This window comes from Rhizobium sp. BR 315 (genome assembly GCF_050577975.1).
Classification (GTDB): Bacteria; Pseudomonadota; Alphaproteobacteria; order Rhizobiales; family Rhizobiaceae; genus Rhizobium; species Rhizobium miluonense.
The window spans coordinates 237,241-259,327 of record NZ_JARWKZ010000003.1 but is presented as its reverse complement, the minus strand read 5'-3'; the positions used below and the strand labels follow the sequence as shown (position 1 = coordinate 259,327).

At 61.4% G+C, this 22,087-nt stretch carries 24 protein-coding genes and 1 pseudogene; 14 read left to right on the top strand and 11 right to left on the bottom strand.

Translation table 11 applies throughout. The annotated features are described in order from the left end of the window. Window positions 1-51: 51 nt before the first annotated feature. Window positions 52-1,263, top strand: a complete 1,212-nt coding sequence (gene coaBC, locus QD409_RS05590) for a bifunctional phosphopantothenoylcysteine decarboxylase/phosphopantothenate--cysteine ligase CoaBC (protein ID WP_092843244.1) — start codon at window positions 52-54, stop codon at window positions 1,261-1,263. Here the strand turns inward: coaBC and QD409_RS05585 are convergent. Next, window positions 1,250-2,065 carry a class II glutamine amidotransferase gene (locus QD409_RS05585; RefSeq protein WP_092843246.1) on the bottom strand — a complete coding sequence of 272 codons (816 nt, stop codon included), beginning with the start codon at window positions 2,063-2,065 and terminating at the stop codon, window positions 1,250-1,252. The two genes, coaBC and QD409_RS05585, sit on opposite strands and share 14 nt — an antisense overlap. 550 nt (window positions 2,066-2,615) lie before the next feature. Here QD409_RS05585 and otsB point away from each other — a divergent pair. Together otsB and otsA are read left to right on the top strand one after the other, a co-directional pair. After that, a complete protein-coding gene (gene otsB, locus QD409_RS05580) occupies window positions 2,616-3,410 on the top strand; it encodes a trehalose-phosphatase (protein WP_092843248.1) in 795 nt (264 codons plus the stop codon). A 113-nt stretch (window positions 3,411-3,523) separates the two neighbouring features. Next, window positions 3,524-4,900 (top strand): alpha,alpha-trehalose-phosphate synthase (UDP-forming), encoded by a 1,377-nt coding sequence (otsA, locus tag QD409_RS05575; protein ID WP_092843250.1) that lies wholly within the window; start codon window positions 3,524-3,526, stop codon window positions 4,898-4,900. Here the strand turns inward: otsA and QD409_RS05570 are convergent. Further along, entirely contained in the window at window positions 4,887-5,813 is a 927-nt protein-coding gene (locus tag QD409_RS05570) for a choline sulfate utilization transcriptional regulator (RefSeq protein ID WP_092843252.1), read from the bottom strand. The two genes, otsA and QD409_RS05570, sit on opposite strands and share 14 nt — an antisense overlap. A 99-nt stretch (window positions 5,814-5,912) precedes the next feature. On the opposite strand from QD409_RS05570, the gene QD409_RS05565 reads away from it, so the two are divergent. The 3 genes from QD409_RS05565 (at window position 5,913) to QD409_RS05555 (ending at window position 8,668) form a co-directional block, all read left to right on the top strand. Beyond that, window positions 5,913-6,860 (top strand): choline ABC transporter substrate-binding protein, encoded by a 948-nt coding sequence (locus QD409_RS05565; protein ID WP_167667861.1) that lies wholly within the window; start codon window positions 5,913-5,915, stop codon window positions 6,858-6,860. A gap of 20 nt (window positions 6,861-6,880) precedes the next feature. Next, window positions 6,881-8,395 (top strand): choline-sulfatase, encoded by a 1,515-nt coding sequence (betC, locus tag QD409_RS05560; RefSeq protein WP_092843254.1) that lies wholly within the window; start codon window positions 6,881-6,883, stop codon window positions 8,393-8,395. Between the two features lie 63 nt (window positions 8,396-8,458). Further along, on the top strand, window positions 8,459-8,668 hold the full coding sequence (locus QD409_RS05555) for a TOBE domain-containing protein (protein ID WP_092843256.1): 210 nt from the start codon (window positions 8,459-8,461) through the stop codon (window positions 8,666-8,668). A gap of 57 nt (window positions 8,669-8,725) precedes the next feature. On the opposite strand, the gene tsaA is transcribed toward QD409_RS05555, so the two are convergent. Beyond that, window positions 8,726-9,250 carry a tRNA (N6-threonylcarbamoyladenosine(37)-N6)-methyltransferase TrmO gene (tsaA, locus tag QD409_RS05550; RefSeq protein WP_092843258.1) on the bottom strand — a complete coding sequence of 175 codons (525 nt, stop codon included), beginning with the start codon at window positions 9,248-9,250 and terminating at the stop codon, window positions 8,726-8,728. 22 nt (window positions 9,251-9,272) lie between these two features. Beyond that, window positions 9,273-10,298, bottom strand: a complete 1,026-nt coding sequence (locus QD409_RS05545; RefSeq protein ID WP_092843260.1) for an iron ABC transporter substrate-binding protein — start codon at window positions 10,296-10,298, stop codon at window positions 9,273-9,275. 308 nt (window positions 10,299-10,606) lie between these two features. On the opposite strand from QD409_RS05545, the gene QD409_RS05540 reads away from it, so the two are divergent. Then, window positions 10,607-10,999, top strand: a complete 393-nt coding sequence (locus QD409_RS05540) for a nuclear transport factor 2 family protein (protein ID WP_092843263.1) — start codon at window positions 10,607-10,609, stop codon at window positions 10,997-10,999. Between the two features lie 71 nt (window positions 11,000-11,070). Beyond that, window positions 11,071-11,892 (top strand): helix-turn-helix domain-containing protein, encoded by an 822-nt coding sequence (locus tag QD409_RS05535; RefSeq protein ID WP_092843264.1) that lies wholly within the window; start codon window positions 11,071-11,073, stop codon window positions 11,890-11,892. A gap of 85 nt (window positions 11,893-11,977) precedes the next feature. Here the strand turns inward: QD409_RS05535 and QD409_RS05530 are convergent, their stop codons facing one another. After that, on the bottom strand, window positions 11,978-13,561 hold the full coding sequence (locus tag QD409_RS05530; RefSeq protein ID WP_092843266.1) for a peptide chain release factor 3: 1,584 nt from the start codon (window positions 13,559-13,561) through the stop codon (window positions 11,978-11,980). A 91-nt stretch (window positions 13,562-13,652) separates the two neighbouring features. Between QD409_RS05530 and dut the strand changes: the two genes are divergently transcribed. Then, on the top strand, window positions 13,653-14,123 hold the full coding sequence (gene dut, locus QD409_RS05525; RefSeq protein ID WP_092843267.1) for a dUTP diphosphatase: 471 nt from the start codon (window positions 13,653-13,655) through the stop codon (window positions 14,121-14,123). Between the two features lie 61 nt (window positions 14,124-14,184). Here the strand turns inward: dut and QD409_RS05520 are convergent. After that, window positions 14,185-14,373: pseudogene (locus QD409_RS05520) on the bottom strand (IS481 family transposase); the annotation flags it as partial. A gap of 62 nt (window positions 14,374-14,435) precedes the next feature. After that, on the bottom strand, window positions 14,436-14,900 hold the full coding sequence (locus QD409_RS05515; RefSeq protein ID WP_092843271.1) for an Lrp/AsnC family transcriptional regulator: 465 nt from the start codon (window positions 14,898-14,900) through the stop codon (window positions 14,436-14,438). A gap of 108 nt (window positions 14,901-15,008) precedes the next feature. On the opposite strand from QD409_RS05515, the gene QD409_RS05510 reads away from it, so the two are divergent. Both QD409_RS05510 and QD409_RS05505 read left to right on the top strand, forming a co-directional pair. Continuing rightward, entirely contained in the window at window positions 15,009-15,923 is a 915-nt protein-coding gene (locus tag QD409_RS05510; RefSeq protein ID WP_092843672.1) for a DMT family transporter, read from the top strand. Further along, a complete protein-coding gene (locus QD409_RS05505; protein ID WP_092843273.1) occupies window positions 15,920-16,222 on the top strand; it encodes an NIPSNAP family protein in 303 nt (100 codons plus the stop codon). The genes QD409_RS05510 and QD409_RS05505 overlap by 4 nt, the downstream gene beginning before the upstream one ends. Window positions 16,223-16,225: 3 nt before the next feature. On the opposite strand, the gene QD409_RS05500 is transcribed toward QD409_RS05505, so the two are convergent. The 3 genes from QD409_RS05500 to QD409_RS05490 are packed head-to-tail and all read right to left on the bottom strand — an operon-like array spanning window position 16,226 to window position 18,077. After that, window positions 16,226-16,861, bottom strand: a complete 636-nt coding sequence (locus QD409_RS05500) for a hypothetical protein (protein WP_092843275.1) — start codon at window positions 16,859-16,861, stop codon at window positions 16,226-16,228. Next, window positions 16,861-17,493, bottom strand: a complete 633-nt coding sequence (locus QD409_RS05495) for a LysE family translocator (protein ID WP_092843277.1) — start codon at window positions 17,491-17,493, stop codon at window positions 16,861-16,863. The genes QD409_RS05500 and QD409_RS05495 overlap by 1 nt, the downstream gene beginning before the upstream one ends. Before the next feature lie 26 nt (window positions 17,494-17,519). After that, window positions 17,520-18,077: a cysteine hydrolase family protein gene (locus QD409_RS05490; RefSeq protein ID WP_092843674.1), complete on the bottom strand. Its 558-nt coding sequence runs from the start codon at window positions 18,075-18,077 to the stop codon at window positions 17,520-17,522. Window positions 18,078-18,205: 128 nt separating this feature from the next. On the opposite strand from QD409_RS05490, the gene QD409_RS05485 reads away from it, so the two are divergent. Together QD409_RS05485 and cysK are read left to right on the top strand one after the other, a co-directional pair. Next, window positions 18,206-18,823 carry a LysE family translocator gene (locus QD409_RS05485; protein ID WP_092843279.1) on the top strand — a complete coding sequence of 206 codons (618 nt, stop codon included), beginning with the start codon at window positions 18,206-18,208 and terminating at the stop codon, window positions 18,821-18,823. A 134-nt stretch (window positions 18,824-18,957) separates the two neighbouring features. Further along, window positions 18,958-19,926: a cysteine synthase A gene (gene cysK / locus QD409_RS05480; RefSeq protein WP_092843281.1), complete on the top strand. Its 969-nt coding sequence runs from the start codon at window positions 18,958-18,960 to the stop codon at window positions 19,924-19,926. A 72-nt stretch (window positions 19,927-19,998) separates the two neighbouring features. Here the strand turns inward: cysK and QD409_RS05475 are convergent, their stop codons facing one another. Continuing rightward, window positions 19,999-21,531, bottom strand: coding sequence for a YifB family Mg chelatase-like AAA ATPase (locus tag QD409_RS05475; RefSeq protein ID WP_430762068.1), 1,533 nt, complete (start codon window positions 21,529-21,531; stop codon window positions 19,999-20,001). Window positions 21,532-21,667: 136 nt separating this feature from the next. On the opposite strand from QD409_RS05475, the gene QD409_RS05470 reads away from it, so the two are divergent. Continuing rightward, window positions 21,668-22,069, top strand: coding sequence for a hypothetical protein (locus QD409_RS05470; RefSeq protein ID WP_139115011.1), 402 nt, complete (start codon window positions 21,668-21,670; stop codon window positions 22,067-22,069). Window positions 22,070-22,087 lie beyond the last annotated feature (18 nt).

The following is a 22,087-nucleotide window of genomic DNA, read 5'->3' as shown; positions in this document are numbered from 1 at the left end:
TCCGCCAAAGGCTTAGGCTTATGGGCAAAAGAACAGGCGACGGGTTCAGGCATGGTTCTCGCAGGAAAGCGCATCCTTCTCATCATCTCCGGCGGTATCGCGGCCTATAAGAGCCTCGACCTCATCCGCCGGCTGCACGAGCGCGGCGCGAGTGTACGGCCCGTCATGACCGCGGGCGCGCAACAGTTCATCACGCCGCTTGCCGTCGGTGCGCTCGCAACCGACCATGTCTTCACCGATTTGTTTTCGCGCCAGGATGAGCAGGATGTCGGCCATATCCGGCTCGCGCGCGACTGCGACCTCGTTTTGATCGCGCCCGCCACTGCCGATCTGCTCGCCAAGATGGCAAACGGGCTGGCGGACGATCTCGCCTCGACCATATTGCTTGCCACGGACCGACCCGTCCTCGCCGCGCCGGCCATGAACCCGAAAATGTGGGCGCATCCGGCGACCAAGCGCAACATCGAGATGCTGCGCGCCGACGGCATCGCCTTCGTCGGCCCTGTGATCGGCGAAATGGCCGAAAGCGGCGAGGTCGGCGCGGGTCGAATGGCGGAACCGCTCGATATCGTCGCTGCAGTCGAGCGCCGCCTGGATGACGGCGCCAAGCCGCTTGCCGGCAGGAAGGTGATCGTCACTTCGGGCCCGACGCATGAGCCGATCGATCCTGTGCGCTATATCGCCAACCGCTCATCAGGTCGGCAGGGCCATGCCATAGCCGCGGCACTCGCCGCGCTCGGGGCCGATGTCACCCTGGTTTCCGGCCCGGTCGCGATACCCGATCCGATCGGCCTCAATGTCATCCATGTCGAGCGGGCAGACGAGATGCGCGATGCCGTGCTCGCCGCTCTTCCAGCCGATATCGCCGTCATGGTCGCAGCAGTAGCGGACTGGAAAGTCGCTTCCGCATCCGATCAGAAGATCAAGAAGCATCCGGGCGAGTCGATCCCGACGCTGGCGCTCACGGAAAACCCCGACATATTGAAAACGGTCGGCCACCATACGCAACGGCCGAAGCTCGTGATCGGCTTTGCCGCCGAAACGCAGGATGTCGAGAGCAATGCCCGCGCGAAGCTTGAGCGCAAAGGCGCAGATTTCATCGTCGCCAACGACGTCTCGCCCTCAACCGGCATCATGGGCGGCCTGCGAAATCGCGTGAAGATCATCAGTCACGACGGCGTCGAGCAATGGCCCGATCTCGACAAGGATGAAGTGGCGACACGGCTCGCGGCCCTGATCGCCGAGAAGCTCATGCAGGGATAGCGGCTGGCGTCCGTGCGTCATCGGCGGCGCGCTCTTCCGGCTGGAAGGGCCGGACATGAACGCCGGTATCGTCGATCATGACGGCGCTGCCATTGGGGATTTCGCGCCACGCGTCGACATCGTCGTTCAACGGCTCCGACACGAGGCAATTGCCTGACCCGACCGGCGAGGCATAGAGGGTCGGCGCCTTGCGGTCGGTCGCATAGCGGATGGCATACAGCGACTTGCCGTCGGAAAAGGCAGCGGTGAAGCGCACCAGCACCGAGCCGGTCAGATGCAGCGACAGGCCTTCGACGAAGCCGATGGCTTCGGCCATCGCCGCGATCGGGTTGGCGGCCATGCCGAACTGCATCGCAAGCAGGAAGAGAAGCTCTGAGTCGGTCGTGCCGCTGCGGACATGAAACAGGCGGTCGTCGAGCATGGCTTCCATCGGCCGGCGCAGGCGGTCGAAATTGGAAATCTGGCCGTTATGCTGGAACGACCAGTTCTCGAAGACGAAGGGATGGCAATTGTCGCGCCGCGTGCCGCCGCCGGTGGCCGCGCGGACATGGGCGAGGAAGAGCGGCGAGCGGATCTGCCGGGCGAGGCTCTTCAAATTGCAATCGGACCAGGCCGGCAGAATATCGCGATAACGGCCGGGTTCCGCCCGATCGCCATACCAGGCGATGCCGAAACCATCACCATTGGTGGCGGTCTTGGCGCGCGTGGCACAATGGGATTGTTCGATCAGGGAGTGGGCAGGCGAAGACACCAGCTCCTCCAGATAGAGGGGTTCTCCACGATAGGCTGCCCAGCGACACATGCGTCTTTCACTCCGATTCCTGCTGTCTTCCTGTCCGGCGGGAGAATGGCAAATCTTGGACGATTGTTCATGCGGAACAGGTAATAAAGCCTTAATTTTCCATGCCGCGCGGCGCAAGATGACAGATATTTGACGCTTCGTCCGATCACATTCTGCGTCGCAACATTTTCTTCGTGAAGCCCGCTGCGACGGGGCTTTGGTCGGAGATGCTGCGAGGCAAGACATTTCATTGCGACAATAAGTGTGAATCTCTCTCAGGCCGAGCCCCTTGCATCGGCTCAGATTTAAGCTACCTTTAGCCTGTCTGAAACGTAACGAAAGGAAGGTGATCCAATGTCTAGTGAGATTTCGGTCTTTGTATACGGCATGGAAATGGTTGTGTGCGTTGCGAGGCAGCCCTCGCTCTGATCAACACCTTCCCGAAGCGTTCGCCGCTTCAGGCCAGTTACGGGCCAAAACTCATGGGGGGTCGCTCAACGCGGCCCCTTTTGATTTTCAGCCTTTCGTTTTTTGCCTTGCCAAATGAGAAGAGCGCCTTAGCTAATCCCCCATGTCTTCTCAGGAACAGCCCAAACAGGGCGAAGCCGAACCGCGGCCGCTGAAAGAGCCGGCCCTTAGCGCTCTCTCATTGTATCCGCAGGACTGGGCTCTGTTCCTCGATATCGACGGAACCTTGCTCGACCTCGCCGAAAGACCGGAGGCGATCGTCGTTCCGGACTATCTGCCCGGCACGCTCCATGCGCTATCCCGTCAGCTCGGCGGAGCGCTGGCATTGGTAACGGGCCGCGCCATCGAATTCGTCGATCCGCTCTTTGCTCCTTTCCGCTTTCCCGTTGCCGGTCTTCACGGCGCGGAACGGCGCGATGCCGGTGGAAGGCTGCGGCGTGCGCATATCCCGCCCGCCTTCCAGGAAATGAAGCTGATCATCCAGCGTGAAGCCATCGCCTGGCCCGGCGCCATCGTCGAGGACAAGGGAGCTGCGGTCGCGGTTCACTTCCGGCATGCGCCTGCAAGCGAGGCCGAGATCGGCGAAGCCATGCAGCGCCATATCGAGGAAGCCGGCCCAGACTGGAACCTTCAGCGCGGCAAGATGGTGATCGAAATCTGCCCCGCTCACGCCAGCAAAGGGCATGCCGTCGAGGCGTTTCTGGCCGAAGCCCCCTTCGAGGGGCGCCGCCCGATCACGATCGGCGACGACGTGACCGACGAGACGATGTTTGCCGCCGCCAACCGTCTCGGCGGTCAATCCGTACGCATCGGCGATGCCGACGGAAAAACGCTGGCCCGTGCATCTATTGGCTCGCCTGCGCGTTTAAGAGATGTGCTGGGAACGCTCCTCAAGTAGCCCGTCGATCACCTCGACACTCTCCTAGCTTCTTATTTTCCCGCAATTCCGAACGGAAAACCGCTGCGCACTTTTCCTGGAATTGCTTTAGCCTGCTCGAAAGGAAGAATTCGTTGAGTCGTCTCGTCATCGTTTCCAATCGTGTTTCCGTGCCCGATCACAAGGGTGCTGCAGCGGCGGGCGGCCTTGCCGTCGCGCTGCAGGCCGCCCTTGCCGAGCGCGGCGGCATCTGGATGGGCTGGTCCGGCAAATCGAGCGGCGACATCGAGCCAGAACCGCTGCAGATGACGCAGGATGGCAATATTACTTATGCCCTCTCCGACCTGACGCAAACGGACGTCGAGGAATATTATCAGGGCTTCGCCAACCGCGTGCTCTGGCCGATCTGCCACTACAGGCTCGATCTTGCCGAATATGCCCGCAAGGAAATGACCGGCTATTTCCGGGTCAACCGCTTCTTTGCCCATCGGCTTGCGCCCCTGATCGAACCTGACGACATCATCTGGGTGCATGACTACCATCTCATTCCGCTGGCGGCGGAGCTGCGGCAGATGGGATTGAAGAACCGCATCGGCTTCTTCCTGCATATTCCCTGGCCACCGGCGGACGTCGTGCTGGCCATGCCGGTGCATGAAGAGATCATGCGCGGCCTCTCCTCCTACGACCTGGTCGGCTTTCAAACGGACCACGACCTCGAGAACTTTGCGGGCTGCCTGAAGCGCGAAGGCATGGGCATCGAGAAGAGCCCCGGTCATTTCAGCGCGCACGGCCATGATTTTCGCGGTGGCGCCTATTCGATCGGCATCGAGACGGCAGCCTTCGCCGCCTTCGCGCGCAAGGCCGCATCCCACAGCATGGTGCAGAAGGTACGGAAAAGCATCGAGGGCCGCGACCTGATCCTCGGCGTCGACCGGCTCGACTACTCCAAGGGCATCACGCAGCGCATCGACGCCTTCGAGCGGTTCATCACCAACAATCCGGCTCACCAGCGCAGCGTCACCTACTTGCAGATCACCCCGAAATCACGCTCCGAAGTGCCGGAATACGAGGCGATGCAGCACGCCGTCGCCGAACAGGCCGGCAGGGTCAACGGCGCGATCGGCACGGTGGACTGGGTTCCCATTCGCTATATCAACCGCTCGATCAGCCGCCCGATCCTGGCAGGCCTCTACCGGCTCGCAAAAGTCGGGCTGGTGACGCCGTTGCGCGACGGCATGAATCTAGTCGCCAAGGAATATGTCGCAGCACAGGATCCAGAAAATCCCGGCGTGCTGGTGCTGTCACAGTTTGCCGGCGCGGCTCGCAAGCTGCACGGCGCTTTATTGGTCAACCCCTATGATGTCGATGGTACCGCCAACGCCTTGGCCCGCGCTGTCAATATGCCGCTGCAGGAGCGGCAGGAACGCTGGCGCGGCATGATGGACTACCTGCTGGAACACGACGTCTTGCACTGGTGCGAGACCTTCCTGGCCGATCTCACGGCGAAGTAAGCGATTGAGGCAGCACGGCGGCCGCTTCCGCCAGCAGCCATTGAGCCAGCCGCTCCGCCTGCGGGCTTGGCGCTGCCGGCGGCAGAAGCCAGTAGCCGCGTTCCGGCGCTTCCAACATCGGACCCGCCGTCACCAGCGTACCTGCGGCGAGAAGCGAATCGACAAGGCCCATCCAGCCAATCGCCACACCCTGCTCACCGAGTGCCGCCTGGACGACCAGCGAATAGGTATTGAAGCGCAGGTCGCCACGGTCGGCATAGCTGTCGCGTGCTATGCCGAAAGCCGCAAGATAGCTTTCCCAGTCGAACCACGGCGACGGGGTTTCGGAATCGAGATGCACCAGCGTCGCGCGCGCCAGCTGAGAGGGATCGGTGAAAGGTCCATGACGCTCGGCGAAGCCTTTGGTGCAGATCGGCACGACCTTTTCCGGCAGAAGCAGCGTCGCTCCTGACCCGAATTCATTTCTCGAACCGAAGAAAACGGCGATATCGCCATTTTCTGGCGCACCGCGATCCAACCGTTGCGTGGCGACGATCTGGATATCCAATTCGGGGTGAAGAAGCCGGAATACATGCATGCGAGGGATCAGCCAGAGAGCGGAGAAGGCGTAGTCCGTTCTGAGCCGGACCGACGGGCGCTCCGCCTCGGCGCGGAAGCTGCGCACCAGCGTATCGACGCCGCCGACCGCCTTCTCGACAATCTCAAGCAGGCGCTGCCCCTCAGGCGAGAGCTTGACGCCGCGATGCTGGCGCCGGAACAGGGAAACGCCCATCTGCTCTTCAATGCGGCGAATCTGATAGCTGACGGCCGGCTGCGTCAGGCCAAGCGCCGAGGCTGCGGCAGACAGGCTACCGGAGCGCCCGACCTCCACAAAGATCCGCAGCCAGCCAAGATCAACCAAACGTTCAGCCATAAAATTTCCTTTTGGCAGCTATCGAAAAATGCCCGCTTCACAGGGCGAACTCTAGTGGTGTTCAATAAAATAATCCAATAACAAGAGGGAGCTTTCGTCATGCGCATGTCTGCAATGGGTCGGCTGGCCGCCGGCGCTCTTCTTTCCGCCCTTTCCGTTGCCGGCATCGCCCGGGCCGATGGCGGCAGCTGCAAAACGATCCACCTGTCGGATCCCGGCTGGACCGATATCACCTCGACCAACGGCGTGACCGGCGTGCTGCTGACGGCACTCGGCTACGAGCCAGACATCAAGACCCTCTCCGTGCCGATCGGCTATCAGGCGATGAAAACCGGCGAGATCGATGTCTTTCTCGGCAACTGGATGCCGGCGCAGAAGGCCTTCGTCGACGATCTCAACAAGGCGAAGGCCATCGAGGTGCTGAACCGCAACCTCCAGGGCGCGAAGTTCACTTTGGCGGTCCCGATCTATGCCGCCGACAAGGGCATCCAGGATTTCTCCGACCTGCAGAAACATGCCGACGACTTCGGCCGTAAGATCTACGGCATCGAACCCGGTGCGCCCGCCAATGCCAATATCCAGAAGATGATCGACGCCAACGACTTCGGCCTCAAGGGCTGGGAGCTTGTCGAATCCAGCGAGCAGGCCATGCTGTCGCAGGTGGAGCGCGCCTCGAAGGACAAGCAGGCCATCGTCTTCCTCGCCTGGGCGCCGCATCCGATGAACGAACGGTTCCAGATCGCCTATCTCTCCGGTGGTGATGCCTATTTCGGCGCAAACTACGGCGGCGCCGAAGTCCATACGTTGGCGCGCACCGGCTGGGCCACCCAGTGCCCGAATGCCGCCAAGCTCTTCCACAACCTGACCTTCGACATCGGCATGGAGAATTCGCTGATGGGATCGATCCTCGGCGGTGAGAGCGCCAAGGACGCAGCGACCGCTTGGCTGAAGGCGCATCCCAATGCCTTGACGCCCTGGCTTGCCGGCGTCACCACTATCGACGGCAAACCCGGCCTCGATGCCGTCAAAGCCGCCATCGGCCTCTGATCTGCAAGAAAGACACCCGCATGTCCCGCCCGAATATCCTCATTCTCATGGTCGATCAGTTCAACGGGACATTGTTTCCCGACGGCCCGGCCGATTTCCTGCATGCCCCGGTTCTGAAGGCCCTAGCGAAGCGCTCCGTGCGCTTTGCCAACAGCTATACGGCAAGCCCGCTCTGTGCGCCGGCGCGAGCCTCCTTCATGTCCGGGCAGCTGCCGAGCCGCACCCGCGTCTACGACAATGCCGCCGAATTCTGCTCCGACATCCCGACCTTCGCCCATCACCTGCGCGCCGCCGGCTACCAGACGGCTTTGTCAGGCAAGATGCATTTCGTCGGCCCAGATCAGATGCACGGCTTCGAGGAGCGGCTGACGACCGACATCTATCCCGCCGATTTCGGCTGGACGCCTGATTATACCAAGCCCGGCGAGCGCATCGACTGGTGGTATCACAATCTCGGCTCTGTGACCGGGGCCGGCATCGCCGAGATCACCAACCAGATGGAATATGACGACGAGGTTGCCTACCATGCCACGCGCAAGCTCTACGACCTCTCGCGTGGGCACGACGAGCGGCCCTGGTGCCTGACGGTCAGCTTCACGCATCCGCACGATCCTTACGTCGCGCGCCGCCGCTTCTGGGATCTCTATGAGGATTGCCCGGTACTCGACCCAGAAATCGGCGAAATCCCCTTCGAGCAGCAGGACGCACATTCCCAACGGCTGATGAAGGCGTGCGATCACACCGCCTTCGACATCACACCGGAGCAGATCCGCCGGGCGCGGCGCGGCTATTTCGCCAATATCTCCTATGTCGACGAGAAGATCGGCGAGATCCTGGAAACGCTCGAGCGCGGCCGCATGGCCGACAACACCATCATCCTCTTCGTCTCGGACCATGGCGACATGCTCGGCGAGCGCGGCCTCTGGTTCAAGATGAACTTTTTCGAAGGCTCCGCCCGCGTGCCGCTGATGATATCAGCCCCCGGCTGGCAACCTAAGCGGATCGATCAGCCGGTGTCGACGCTCGACGTGACGCCGACGCTTGCGGCACTCGCCGGGATCGACATCGCATCGCTGCGCCGCTGGACCGATGGCGAGGACCTCACCCCCCTGGTTCTGAACACCGGGAGCCGCAATCCTGTGCCGATGGAATATGCGGCAGAAGGCTCCGAAGCGCCGCTCGTAGCCTTGCGCGACGGCCGCTACAAGCTGACCCTTTGCGAGAAGGATCCGCCCATGCTCTTCGACATCGAAGCGGACCCGAAGGAGCTGACCAATCTGGCTGATGACCCGGCCTATGCCGAAACGCTGAACCGCCTGACCGCGCAGGCCATGACGCGCTGGAACTTTGCAAGCTTCGACGCTGCCGTGCGCGAGAGCCAGGCGCGGCGCTGGGTCGTCTATGCGGCGCTGCGCAACGGTGCCTATTATCCCTGGGACTATCAGCCGCTGCAGAAGGCCTCGGAGCGATACATGCGCAACCACATGGATCTCAACGTGCTGGAGGAGAACCAGCGCTTTCCGCGCGGCGAATAGGATTTGGGTAGCCCAGCGCGGGTTGAGACGATATCGTCGCGCCGCCAACAGGGAGAAATATCCATGAAAATCAGTGCAAGAAACCGTCTCAAGGGCAAGATCGTCGAGATCACCAAAGGTGCGACGACGGCCCATGTCCGTATCGATATCGGCAACGGCTCCATCGTTACCTCCTCGATCACCAACGAGGCGGTCGACGAACTGGGCCTGACGGTGGGATCTGCCGCCTATGCCGTCGTCAAGGCATCCGACGTCATGGTCGCCGTCGACTGACAACCAAAGCGGGCATGATCTTATCCGAAAACCGCTTCGCACTTTTCGGGATCATGCCTAGGCCTTCTGGCAATAATGCGCTGTCTCGCCGTCGCCGGTCTGGAAATCTCCGGGCTGCGGCGGCGCGATCGGTTTGAACAGCGTGCGATCCGGCTTCAGATCGAGCAGCGGCGTGCCATCCAGACAATCGAGGCCGCGAACCAGTAGCACGGCACCTTCGACGGCTTCGAGCTTGACGATGGATGTGCCGATGGGGTTGGGCCGAACCGGGGACCGCAGCGAGAAAGTGCCATGCACCTTGCCGCTGCTGGCCGGGCTCTGCAGCACGAGATCCCGCCTGGAGCGATCCAGCCAATAAAGAACTTCCAGCCGCTCGAAAGCTTCCACGCCCTGCAGCGCCGCCACCCAGGGCTCGAAGATCTCGATCCGGCAGATCGGTCCGTCAGGCCGGCCCTGGCGCGGCGTTTCCATGCGCGATGTCCAGGGTGTGGAGATGCGGCCGATGAAGGTAAGACCGGCATCCGACGCTGCCGGCGGTTCGACGGCCACCTCGTTTTCGCGAATCTCGTTTTCACGAACCATGAACTGCCTCCTCCGATGCCTGTTACTTCACGCCCTTCAGCAGCGTCGCCACCTGATCGTCCGTCAGATCGACCTGATAGAACAGCTTGTAGAACTCCTTCACGTCGCCGGCAAAATCGCTGCGGAAGAGCTTTGGATAAAGCAACTTTTCCAGCCAGCGCACGCCGATGAGCCGGTTGACGCCGGGCGGTGAGTCGAACCAGCCGAAAGGCAGCGATGGCGGCAGGAAGACCTTGCCGTCCTTGACGGCCTTGATGCCTGCCCATTGAGGATCGCTCTTCGCCAATGCCGCGAAATTCGCGTCGTCGGCGATGATGATATCCGGATTCCAGCCGGCGACCTGCTGCGGCGTCACCTTGGTCAGGCCGCCTTTGCCGGCGGCAGCGGCAACGTTCATCGTGCCGACGGCATCGAGGATTTCGAGATTGATCGAGCCGGAGAGCCCCGTTTCCAGACCGTCGGCCCCGCGGCCGTAATAGACGCGCGGACGCGGATCGTTCGGCAGCGTCGCCAGCTTGTCGTTCAGATCCTTGATCTCGGAATCGGCATAATCGGCAAGCTTGTTGGCACGATCCCCGACGCCGATCAGCGCGCCGACGTCGCGAAGCGTATCGGCGGTGCGGGCAAAGCTGCCGTCGATGAGGACATAGGGAATACCCGTCTCGGACTGCACCTTGTCGGCCAACGCCTTGTAGGTGGGATCGACCGTGCCGGCATCCAGAATGATATCCGGCTTGGCATCCGTCACGGTCTGCGCGCTGATCGTGCCGCCCTTGCCGGTCAGTCGCCCAATGATGGGCAGAGCGCGCGCCGACGGCATCAGATAGGCTTTGGCGGCATCATCTGGCGCATGAACCCAGCCGGCCAGCTTTTCCGGCGCCAGCACGTAGACAAGCACTGCTGCCGGCGGCCCGGCGACGACGATGCGGCTGATTTTGTCCGGCACCGACACCGTGCGTCCGGCCGCATCGGTGATGATTCGCGCTTCGGCCGCGACCGGCAACAAGCCGACAAAAGCCAGAGCAAGAACCGCAAGAATTTTCATCATGAAAGCTGCCCGTTCCGATCGATAGGATCCTCCGGGCCGGCACTATGGCATAGCGCTATATGGGATGGAACATCGCCAAGGCACTATTCCAAAATGAAACATATCCGAAGCGATCAAGTCGGCTTGAAGCGTGATCGGCGGGCTTTCATTACATCGCATGTAATTGAGAGAAGCATTCGTCTCGAGGTATTTAGCGACCATCTTCTTGCAGGAAGAGCATTTAGAGCCCTTCAACATATCGAGCCTCAGCCCGCGACCAAGTCGGTGGCCACGACCCGTCGCGTTAGCGGCAGGCTCAGGAGAAACCCATGACGACGATGATGTTCACGAAAACAGAAGCCCCCCAATGGCTACTGGCCTTCTGGCGGGAAATTGACGACAAGACCTTCGGCGACGGCTTCGATTGCTTCGCGGAAGACGCAACATGCAATCTCGGCATTGCCGACTGGAAAGGGCGCGAAACTATTCGTGAAAACTTGCGCGCCTTCATCGACACCGGCTTCACTGCGTTGCATGACGTCACCGAATATTGGGACGGCGGATCGCTGAAAGTATTCCGCGGGACTGTTACCATGACGCCCGACGACCGAACGCAGACCATGGTCATACCGGTCATGACACATTTCTTCTACATGGATGGGGCCGATCCCACCAAGGTGCGTCACTGGTACGGATCAGTCGGGCCCATTGCGTTCGGATAGGAATCGACGTCGGCGGGGCTGCTGAATAAGGCCCCGCCACGATGACACAGGCGAAGCGAGGCCTTTGCAAGATGAGTTCTTCCCACGCCGATTTGAGACGACCAAACGAACTCGGCCCGCAGCTACGCGCATGGCGCGACACGCGCGGCAAGAGTCAGCTCGAGCTTTCGCTCGACACCGGCATTTCGCAGCGTCAGATCAGTTTTATCGAAAGTGGCAGGAGTACGCCTGGCCGCCAGAATGTCTTGCGTCTCGCCGACGCGTTGGACGTGCCGTTCCGCGAGCGCAATACCTTGCTGCTCGCGGCCGGTTACGCACCAATCTATTCGGAGGGAAGTTTCGATGATCGCGAGATGCGGGGCGTTACGAATGCACTCACGCGTATGCTTCGTCAGCACGAGCCTTTTCCGGCAGTGGTGATGGACCGCTATTGGAATGTCGTGATGACCAATGATGCGACCCTTCGCTTCTTCGGCCACTTCATCGATATGGAAGCCCGCCCGGCACCGCGCAATCTCCTGCATCTCATGTTCGATCCCGCAGGCATGCGGCCCTTTATTCCGGATTGGGATCAGACGGCGAAGAGTCTTTTGGGGCGAGTTTTCCGCGAATCTGTCGGTCGCGTCATCGATGCGCGGACGAAGGAACTCGTCGACAATCTGCTCGCCTACCCCGATGTAAACGCCGAATGGCAAACATCTCCAACGATCGAGAATGCGCCGGTCATTCCCCTATCCTTCGTAAAGGACGGACATGTTCTGAAATTTTTCTCGCTGGTCACGACGGTCGGTATCGCGCAAATGATCACGACGCAGGAATTGCGGATTGAGTGCATGTTTCCGCTGGATGAAGCCACGGAGGCTCAGTACGCGGAGCTCATGAGCAGGCCCTAGCAAGGCCGGAGTAAGCTTGAAGTCCGGGAACGCAATGGGTCACAAATTCGCTGCTTGTGACTCATTACATCAAAATCCGAAGTGATCACGCCGCCTTGACGGCGTGATATTCCTTGATGGCGACCATCTTGATAGCCGGGTAACGTTCGGCCTCGTAGCGCAGCGAGAAGCCATCCTGGGCGAGGAAAACCGGGTCACCATCGAGATCGCGGGCGATATCGCCACGACGCGAAGTGACGAACTTTTCGAGGTCGGCGGCCTGATCGGCAGAAACCCAGCGGCAGACGGAGAAGCGCGACATTTCGAAGGAAACCGGCAGGCCGTATTCCGCCATCAGCCGCTCCTTCAAGACGTCGAGCTGCAGCGCACCGACGACGCCGACGATGGCGGGCGAGCCGTCCTCGGGCGAGAAGAGCTGCACGACGCCTTCTTCAGCCATCTGCTGCAGCGCTTCCTTGAGCTTCTTTGCCTTCATGGCATCCTCGAGGCGCACGCGGCGGAGGATTTCCGGCGAGAAGTTCGGCACGCCCTGGAAGACGAGGGATTCGCCTTCGGTCAGCGTATCACCGATGCGCAGCGTTCCATGGTTCGGAATGCCGACGACATCGCCGGCAAAGGCCGTGTCGGCAAGCTGGCGCTGCGAAGCGAAGAAGAATTGCGGCGCGGTCAAGCCGAGCTGCTTGCCGGTGCGCGACAGGCGCGCCTTCATGCCGCGCTCGAGCTTGCCCGAGCAGATGCGCGCAAAGGCGATGCGGTCGCGATGGTTCGGGTCCATGTTGGCCTGGATCTTGAAGACGAAGGCCGTCATCTTGTCGTCGGTGGCGTGAACCGTCCTGATATCGGCGACCTGATCGCGCGGCGGCGGCGCGAAGTCGCCGAGCGCATTGATCAGATCGCGAACACCGAAATTGCGCAGTGCCGAACCGAAGAAAACCGGCGTCATGTGGCCTTCGAGGAAGGATTCGCGGTCGAAGGGCCGGCAGGCTTCGATGGCAAGCTCCGTCTCGTCGATGAAGGCCTGGCGCTCGTTTTCCGGCAGCCTGTCGGCGACCGCCTGCGGGCCGTTCACGCGCGTCGCCTCGACCTCGGTGTCGGAACCGCGCACGGTATTGGTGGCCAGATGATAGGAGCCGCAGAAGGTCTTGGAGCGGCCGATCGGCCAGGTGACCGGGGCCGTATCGAGCGCGAGCTTCTCTTCGACCTCGTCGAGAATCTCGAACGGATCGCGGCTTTCGCGGTCCATCTTGTTGATGAAGGTGATGATCGGGATGTCGCGCATGCGGCAAACTTCGAACAGCTTCAGCGTCCGCGGCTCGATACCCTTGGCGGCGTCGATGACCATGACCGCGGCGTCGACGGCCGTCAGCGTGCGATAGGTGTCGTCGGCGAAGTCTTCGTGGCCGGGCGTATCGAGAATGTTGAAGACGTTGCCTTCATATTCGAAGGTCATGACCGAGGTGACGACCGAGATGCCGCGCTCGCGCTCGATCTTCATCCAGTCGGAGCGCGTCTGCATGCGATCCTTCTTCGCCTTGACTTCGCCGGCAAGCTGAATGGCGCCGCCGAAAAGCAGCAGCTTTTCGGTGAGCGTTGTCTTGCCCGCGTCCGGGTGAGCGATAATAGCAAATGTGCGGCGGCGGGAGACCGCCTCGGCGAGACTTTCGGCCATGCTTGTGAATCCTGTGAATTGCGGCCGTATCTAGCGACTTAAAGCCCGAAATGCAATTGACCTGCGGCGTTCGAGCGCAAACTAATACGGCATGACCATTCACACCGACACCCGACCGACCCTGAACCTCATCCGCCTGCCGCATGGCGAAGGCCTTGAGCTGCCCGCCTATGAGACCAGGGGCGCTGCCGGTATGGACCTACGCGCCGCAGTCGACGATGGCGCGACGCTGACGATCCTTCCCGGCAAGCGGGATCTCGTTCCCACCGGGTTCATCTTCGAGGTTCCCGATGGCTACGAGGCGCAGATCCGTCCGCGCTCCGGCCTTGCCCTCAAGCACGGCATCACCTGCCTGAACTCGCCCGGCACGATCGACAGCGACTATCGCGGCGAAGTGAAGGTGCTGCTGATCAACCTCGGCGAGGAGCCGTTCGAGATCACCCGCGGCATGCGCATCGCGCAGATGGTCATTGCCCCCTCGATCCAGGCCCGCATCTTCGAGACCGCCGAAGCAAGCGAGACCAAGCGCGGCGCCGGCGGCTTCGGCTCGACCGGCATGTAATGTCCGAGCTTGCCCGAGCGCTTGGCCTGACCCTGCGTCAGGACACGTTCTCAATCGATGTCAGCGTTGAGGACGGATTTAGCGGCCCATCGGCGGCATCGGCTGTCGTGGTCCGCTCACGCCATTTGGCCACCGTCTTTGGGTTCAGGCCGTAGCGGGCGGCAAGGGACCGGGTGCTTTCTTGCGGCGCTTGGAGTTCCGCCCGAAGACGCGGCGTGGTGCGGGCGCTGCCGTGAAGAATACTTCCCATATGCATCCTCTTTCTGACGACTCAGGATCAACGATGCGCCATCTTATGCCGGGACCACACACCTAGCGCGAAAGCGGCGGCAACCGGCGCTTGACCGGCGTCGCCTTGATCATCGAGGTATTCGTTTCGGCCCGCTCGGTGATCTTGTCCAGGATGCCGTCGAGTTCGCCCATCGAGCGCACCACCAGCCGCCCGATGAAGCAATCGTCGCCGGTGACCTTGTCGCATTCGATGAACTCAGGCGTCTCTTGAATGATCCGCTCGACGACATGCAGCTGGCCGGGCAAGGGCCGGATGCGAACGATCGCCTGCAGGGGATAGCCGATCGTCTCGGGCGCGATATCGACAGTAAAAGCCGAGATAATACCGCGTTCCTCCAGCCGCCGCAGCCGCTCCGCCGCGCTGGGGGACGACAGGCCCGCTGCTTCCGCCAGCTCTTTCAGCGATATCCTGGCATTGCGCGCCAAAGCCTCAAGCATTCGCTGATCGATCTCATCGAGACCTAGAGGCCCGTTAGGTATACCCATGCTTCAGCCTCATTTAATTAGGCACTGAAATTCTCTTTCCTCATTAAATCTATATCATCGGCTCTCACGCCGCAATATGATTGACCTCCTTAGATGGGAGCCAAGGCCATGAACGAGATAAGACACGGCACGATAGAAATGACGGCAGCTATGCTGATTTCAGGCACGATCGGCTGGTTCGTGCTGATGTCCGGGCAAGCCGTGACCGACGTCGTGTTCTGGCGCTGTTCATTCGGCGCGCTGACGCTACTCGCCATCTGCGCGGCCATAGGCCTCCTGCGCCCCGGCATCCTCAATCTCAAGACGTTCTCCATAGCGGTCGGCGGCGGCATCGCCATCGTCCTCAACTGGCTGCTGCTTTTCGCCGCCTATTCCCACGCTTCCATTTCCATCGCCACCACCGTTTATAATACGCAACCCTTCATGCTGCTGGGGCTCGGCGCGCTGTTCCTGGGCGAGCGGATCACCTTCACCAAGCTCTTCTGGCTTGGCTTCGCCTTTGCCGGCATGGCTATTATCGTGGAGGGCAAGCCGGCCGAAGCTGCCGGTTCGGGAAGCTATGCGATCGGCATCCTGCTCTCGCTGGGTGCGGCCTTCTTCTACGCGCTGGCGGCCATTGCCGCGAAGTGGCTGAAAGGCACACCGCCGCACCTGATTGCGCTGATCCAGGTCTCGACAGGCATCCTAATGCTCGCACCCTTCACCAATTTTTCCGCCGCTCCGCACGATGCCGGCGGATGGTCGATCCTCATCACCATGGGTGTTGTCCATACGGGCGTGATGTATGTGCTGCTCTATGGCGCCATTCAGAAGCTGCCGACGCATCTCACCGGCGCGCTGTCCTTCGTCTATCCGATCGCCGCCATCGTGGTCGATCGCCTCGCCTTCGGCCATGTGCTCGGCGTCGCGCAGATCGTCGGTGCCATCATCATTCTAGGCGCTGCGGCCGGCATGAATCTCGGCTGGACGATCCCCCTGCCCTGGCATAGAAACGCTCATCTCTCCAAGGAGGCCGCCAAATGATCACCTGCTACCTGCGCTATGTCATCGACCCCTACAAGCTTGCCGAGTTTGAGCATTATGCCAAACTTTGGATCCCGCTGGTCAACCGGCTGGGCGGCAAGCATCACGGCTATTTCCTGCCGCATGAAGGCGCCAACAACATCGCGCTGGCGCTCTTCAGCTTTCCGAGCCTTGCGGCCTATGAAGACTATCGGAAGAAAATGGCCGAGGACGCGGAATGCCGCGCCGCATTTGCTTATGGCGAGGAAACACGCTGCATCGTCAGCTACGAGCGCAGCTTCATGCGGCCAGTGTTCTAAAGCCTATTTAGCCGGAGTCGGACAGGTTTCAGGGCGACCATCGAGACCTTCCGCCATCTTTTCGAACGTCGCACCTGGTCCGGCCTTGCTCCCACCGATGCGCAGGACATAGAGGCTGTCAAAATCCTCGCCGTTCCATTTCGGCACCGCTTTTTCATCGCCGCCATTATCGCTCATCAACTCGCGGGCAAGATCGACGATCTTCTTGTGCTCCCAGGCGACTAAGACCAGCTTGCCGGCATAGCCAGGCTTCTTGAGTTCGGCTTTCAGATCATCGATATCATCATAGCCGAAGCTGGTATCGACAGGCATGCCGAGCGCGATCGCGGTCGGCTCGATGGTCGCCAGCGGGCGGATGTAATCGTAGGAAACGCCGGAATCTTTCTTCCGCTTGGATGGATTCGGCGCAAAGATCGCCGCGGGCTTGCCGAAGAGCTTTGCCAGCACCGACGGCAGGGCCAGCGCCCGGTTGAGACCCTGGCAGCTGAGCTGGCCGAGGCCTGTTTCCGGCTTCTCGCCATGGCGCATAAAGACGATCGTCCGCGCGCCCGTCTCCGCAGCCGAAGCAATCGGAGAGGAACTCAATACCGATGCAAGTGCCAGCAGACCGGCAGCGAGTGGTAGCGAAAGTTTCGACATTAGCGCTGCGCCTCGAAAGCCATACGGAGGGCGAGCCCGGCCAGCACCGTGCCCATCAGCCAGCGCTGCACCAGTGCGAAGGACGGGCGGCGCACGAAGAACTGCGCAACGGAGCCCGCCGTCAGCGCGAAGATGGCATTAAAGGTCAGGCTGACGGCGATATGGATGAAGCCGAAAATGACGGATTGCGCGAAGACGCTGCCGGCGGCCGGATCGATGAACTGCGGCAGCAGCGAAAGATAGAGAACCGCGACCTTCGGATTGAGCAGGCTGGTGACCAGCCCCATGGAGAAGAGCCGGCGCTTGCTATCCTTCGGCAGCTCGCGCACCTGAAAGGCGGAACGGCCACCGGGCTTCAGTGCATTCCAGGCCAGCCAGGCAAGGTAGGCGGCACCCGCCAGCCGCAACGCGTCATAGGCGAAGGGCACCGCGAGGACAAAGGCGGTGATGCCGAGGGCGGCGGAGAGCATATAGAAGACGAAGCCGCAGGCGACGCCGCCGAGCGAGATCAACCCGGCCGCAGGACCCTGCGAGATCGATCGCGACACCAGATAGATCATGTTCGGCCCGGGTGTCAGCACCATGCCCAGAGCGATCAGGGCAAAGGCGATCATGCTGGTCAGATGCGGCATCGGGGCCTCCGGGGCGGAAGAAGACTTCAGAAGAGAATTTCGGTGGATGCAATCAGCTTGATTTCATGCGGCCCGGCATCGAAGCCGTCAAGCAGCATATTGTGATGGGTGACAATCTCTTCGAAGGTCAGCTTGCCCATGTCAGCCGTAGTGTGGCCATTGGAGATCAGCGAGACGTCGAAACCGAGCGAAACGGCACGACGGGCTGTCGTGTCGACACAGAATTGCGTCATGCAGCCGCCGATGAAAAGACGGGTGATGCCGCGGGCACGCAGCTTCGCCTCAAGATCGGTTTCGAAGAAGGAATCTGAGCTCGTCTTATGCACTACGACATCACCCGCCTCGGGCGCGATTTCCCGACGCAGCTGCCAGCCTTCGCTGCGCTTTGCCAGGCGGTGCCCCACCGTGCCGTCATGCTGGACGATGAAGGCTGGAATGCCGGCGGCGCGTGCGTTGCGCTTCAGCGTTGCGAGCTTGGTCACGACCGTCTCCAGCACGGTGTCAATGGCCGGCTGACGATCCGGGGCGCCGAGACCGGTCAGGATGGAATTCTGTAGATCGATCAGGAGCAATGCAGAAGACATGATATCCTTGGGCAAAGCGGTTTCGACGCACCTTACCCCCTTGGTAATATGTTCGCAGCGCCGGCGCAATCGCTTGAAAACGCAAAGGTGGTGCGATAGAGACACCACCATCTGTGGAGGAAACCCTCATGACGCTCGCGGCCCTGCTCGCTTATTGCGGCGCTCTCTTCATCGCAGCCGCCATCCCCGGTCCGGGCGTTACGGCGATCGTGGCGCGCGCGCTCGGCTCCGGCTTCCGCGAGACCTTCTTCATGGGCCTCGGCCTCGTGCTCGGCGACACGATCTACCTGACGGCGGTCATCCTCGGCCTTGCGGTCGTGGCGCAGGCCTTTACCGAGGTCTTTATCGTTATCAAGATCGCCGGCGCTCTTTATCTCGGCTATATCGCCTGGAAACTCTGGACCGCGGGCCTGCTGGCAGCCGATATCGCGGCGAAAAAATCCAACGGTGCCGGTATGTCCTTTCTCTCGGGCCTGCTGGTGACGCTCGGCAATCCGAAGGCCATGCTCTTCTATATCGCGCTGGTGCCGACGCTGATCGACATCAACCACATCGGCCCGCACGAGTATGCCATATTGCTTGCGGCAACCTTCGTCGTACTGCTGATCGTTCTCGTGCCCTATATGCTGCTTGCCTCGCGAGCCCGCATCTTTCTCAAGAAGCCGAGAGCCCTGCAGATATTGAACAGGGTCGCCGCCAGCATTCTCGCCGGCACGGCCGCCTTCATCGCCGCTCGCGCAGCCTGAAAAAACCTTCTATGAAGAAGCCTATCGAGAGATTCTTTTCTCACGGGCAGCGAGCCTGGGGCGCGTGCGCACTCTAGTTTCCGCCGGCGTTTGATCCTATTGTCACCCCATAATTCACATAGAGGGAGATACCCATGTCCGACACCCGCAAACCAGGCCGCGGCCGCGTTTATGCCTCGATCACCGAGACCATCGGCGATACCCCGATCATTCGTCTCGACAAGCTGGCAAAGGAAAAGGGCGTCAAGGCCAACCTCCTGGCAAAGCTTGAATTTTTCAATCCCATCGCTTCCGTGAAGGACCGCATCGGCGTCGCGATGATCGAAAGCCTGGAAGCCCAGGGCAAGATCGCGCCCGGCAGGACCGTGCTGATCGAGCCGACTTCGGGCAATACCGGTATCGCGCTTGCCTTCGCCGCTGCTGCCAAGGGTTACAAGCTGATCCTGACCATGCCGGAAACCATGTCGATCGAGCGCCGCAAGATGCTGGCGCTGCTCGGCGCCGAGCTGGTGCTGACCGAAGGCCCGAAGGGCATGAAGGGCGCGATCGCCAAGGCCGAAGAACTGGCCTCGACGCTGCCTGATGCCATCATCCCGCAGCAGTTCGAAAATCCGGCCAATCCGGAAATCCATCGCAAGACGACGGCCGAGGAAATCTGGAACGACACCGAGGGCAAGGTCGATATCTTCGTGTCCGGCATCGGCACCGGCGGCACGATCACCGGCGTCGGTCAGGTGCTGAAGGCGCGCAAGCCCGACGTCAAGGTCATTGCCGTCGAGCCGGCGGATTCGCCGGTTCTGTCGGGCGGCAATCCCGGCCCGCACAAGATCCAGGGCATAGGCGCCGGCTTTGCACCAAAGATCCTCGACACCCACGTCTATGACGAGGTGGTGACCGTCACCAATGACGAGGCCTTTCAGCTGGCGCGGCTGGTCGCAAAGCTCGAAGGCGTGCCGGTCGGCATTTCCTCGGGTGCTGCGCTGACGGCAGCCATCAAGGTCGGCCAGCGCCCCGAAAACGAAGACAAGACCATCGTGGTCATCATCCCGTCCTTCGCCGAGCGCTATCTCTCGACAGCGCTGTTCGAAGGACTTGGCGGCTGAGATATCGCCTTATCGGGTTGATCTGGAAAAGGGCGCTACGGCGCCCTTTCTTATATCCGTCTCTTCGGATTTTCACGCGTGCGCAGTCAACCGCTCGCCGGCAATGCGGTAGGAGATGGCTTCCGCCAGATGGATACGCCCGACTGTCGGCTTGTCGTCGAGATCGGCGAGGGTGCGTGCGACCTTGAGGATGCGATGATAGCCGCGTGCCGAGAATTTCATCTTCTCGGCCGCATCGCGCAGCAATTGCAGGCCGGCGGCATCCGGCTCGGCGATGGTTTCGATCATGGCGGTCGAGCAGCGGGCGTTCGTAGTAATCTCCTTCGAGCCTGCCCTTTCGAAACGCTCGCGCTGCCGTTCACGGGCGCGGGCGACGCGGAGCGCGACGTCGGCGCTCTTTTCGGCGGCCGCCGGTCGGATCAGGTCGGCAGCGGATACCGCCGGCACGTCGATACGGATGTCGATGCGATCCAACAGCGGACCGGAAATGCGGCCCTGATAATCGGACGCGCAACGTGGCCCGCGCGCACAGGTATGGCCCGGCTCGCCGGCCATGCCGCAGCGGCAGGGGTTCATCGCCGCCACGAGCTGGATGCCGGCAGGATAGGAGACGCGGTGGTTTGCCCTGGCGATGACGCACTCGCCGGTTTCCAGCGGCTGGCGAAGCGCATCGAGCGCCTGCGGCGAAAACTCCGGCAACTCATCGAGGAAAAGAATGCCGTGATGGGCGAGCGACGCCTCACCCGGTCTGGCGCGCAGACCGCCGCCGACAAGGGCTGCCATGGTGGCCGAGTGATGCGGCGCGCGATAGGGCCGCCGATCGGAGAGCTTGCCACCGGAAAGCTGGCCGGCGATCGAATGGATCATCGACACTTCCAGCAGCTCGTTCGTCGACAAGGGCGGCAGGATCGACGGCAGGCGCGAGGCCAGCATCGACTTGCCGGAGCCGGGAGGCCCGACGAAAAGCAGATTGTGCCCACCGGCCGCCGCCACTTCCAAAGCCCGCTTGGCGCTTTCCTGCCCTTTGATATCGGCCAGATCCGGCAGATTGGCAGCACCGGCGCGGACTGATGGTTCCGGCCGCGACAGGACCTGCGTGCCACGGAAATGGTTGGCAAGTGCGATCAGGCTGCGGGGCGCCAGAATATCGATCTCCTTGCCTGCCCATGCGGCTTCTGGCCCGCTTTCGGCAGGGCAGATCAGCCCCTTGCCCATGGCGTTGGCCGCGATCGCCGCCGGAAGAGCGCCGGCAACGGGTGCGATCGTGCCGTCGAGATTGAGTTCGCCGATGACAGTATAGGACGACAGGGCATCAGCCGGGATCGCGCCGAGTGCCGCCATCAGACCGAGCGCGATGGCAAGGTCGAAGTGGCTGCCCTCCTTGGGCAAGTCTGCCGGCGCGAGATTGACCGTGACCTTCTTCGGCGGCAAGGCGAGACCGGAGGCGTGGAGCGCTGCCTGGACCCGTTCGCGGCTTTCCGCCACTGCTTTGTCGGGCAGGCCGACGATATGCATCAGCACCTTGCCCGGCGCGATCATCACCTGCACTTCGACGGGTCCGCCCTCAATGCCCTGAAACGCCACCGTGCTGACGCGCGCTACCATCCCCCGCCCTCATCCAACGCGTTTACCGCTATCAATCTTTCATAACAGACCATGGGTTGCAACGTGACAGAGAAAATGAAATGAAACAAGAACAATAAAAGAACAAAGGAGTGATTTCTACAATCGGGGGCAAATTATGAGACTTGCGATATCGCTATCCCTTCCGATGGGCACCGTTCTGGCCGGCTGCCAGTCAATAGATGGTGGGGACAATCTGGAAAAGGGCACTCCTTATCAATTGAGCACCAAGGAAACCGCTGCGGTGGAAAAGGGTTGGCGCGAACGGCTCCCCTATGAGAGCGTCCTGCTCTTCGGGCCGATGGCGGCTTCCAAGGACAGCAAGGGTTATGTCAGCGTTTGCGGCACGATCACCGCCATGGGTGGCTATGGCGGCATCGCGAACAAGCGGCCTTACGTCGGCATGATGGTCAACGTAAAGCCGCTTTTCGGCTTTGTACCCATCGTCATCGCCAACGACAGCACCACCGGGCAGTCAGCGGTGATCCTGACCTGCCGGCGGATGGGCATCGCGATATAGGTCGGGTTACAGCGAGAG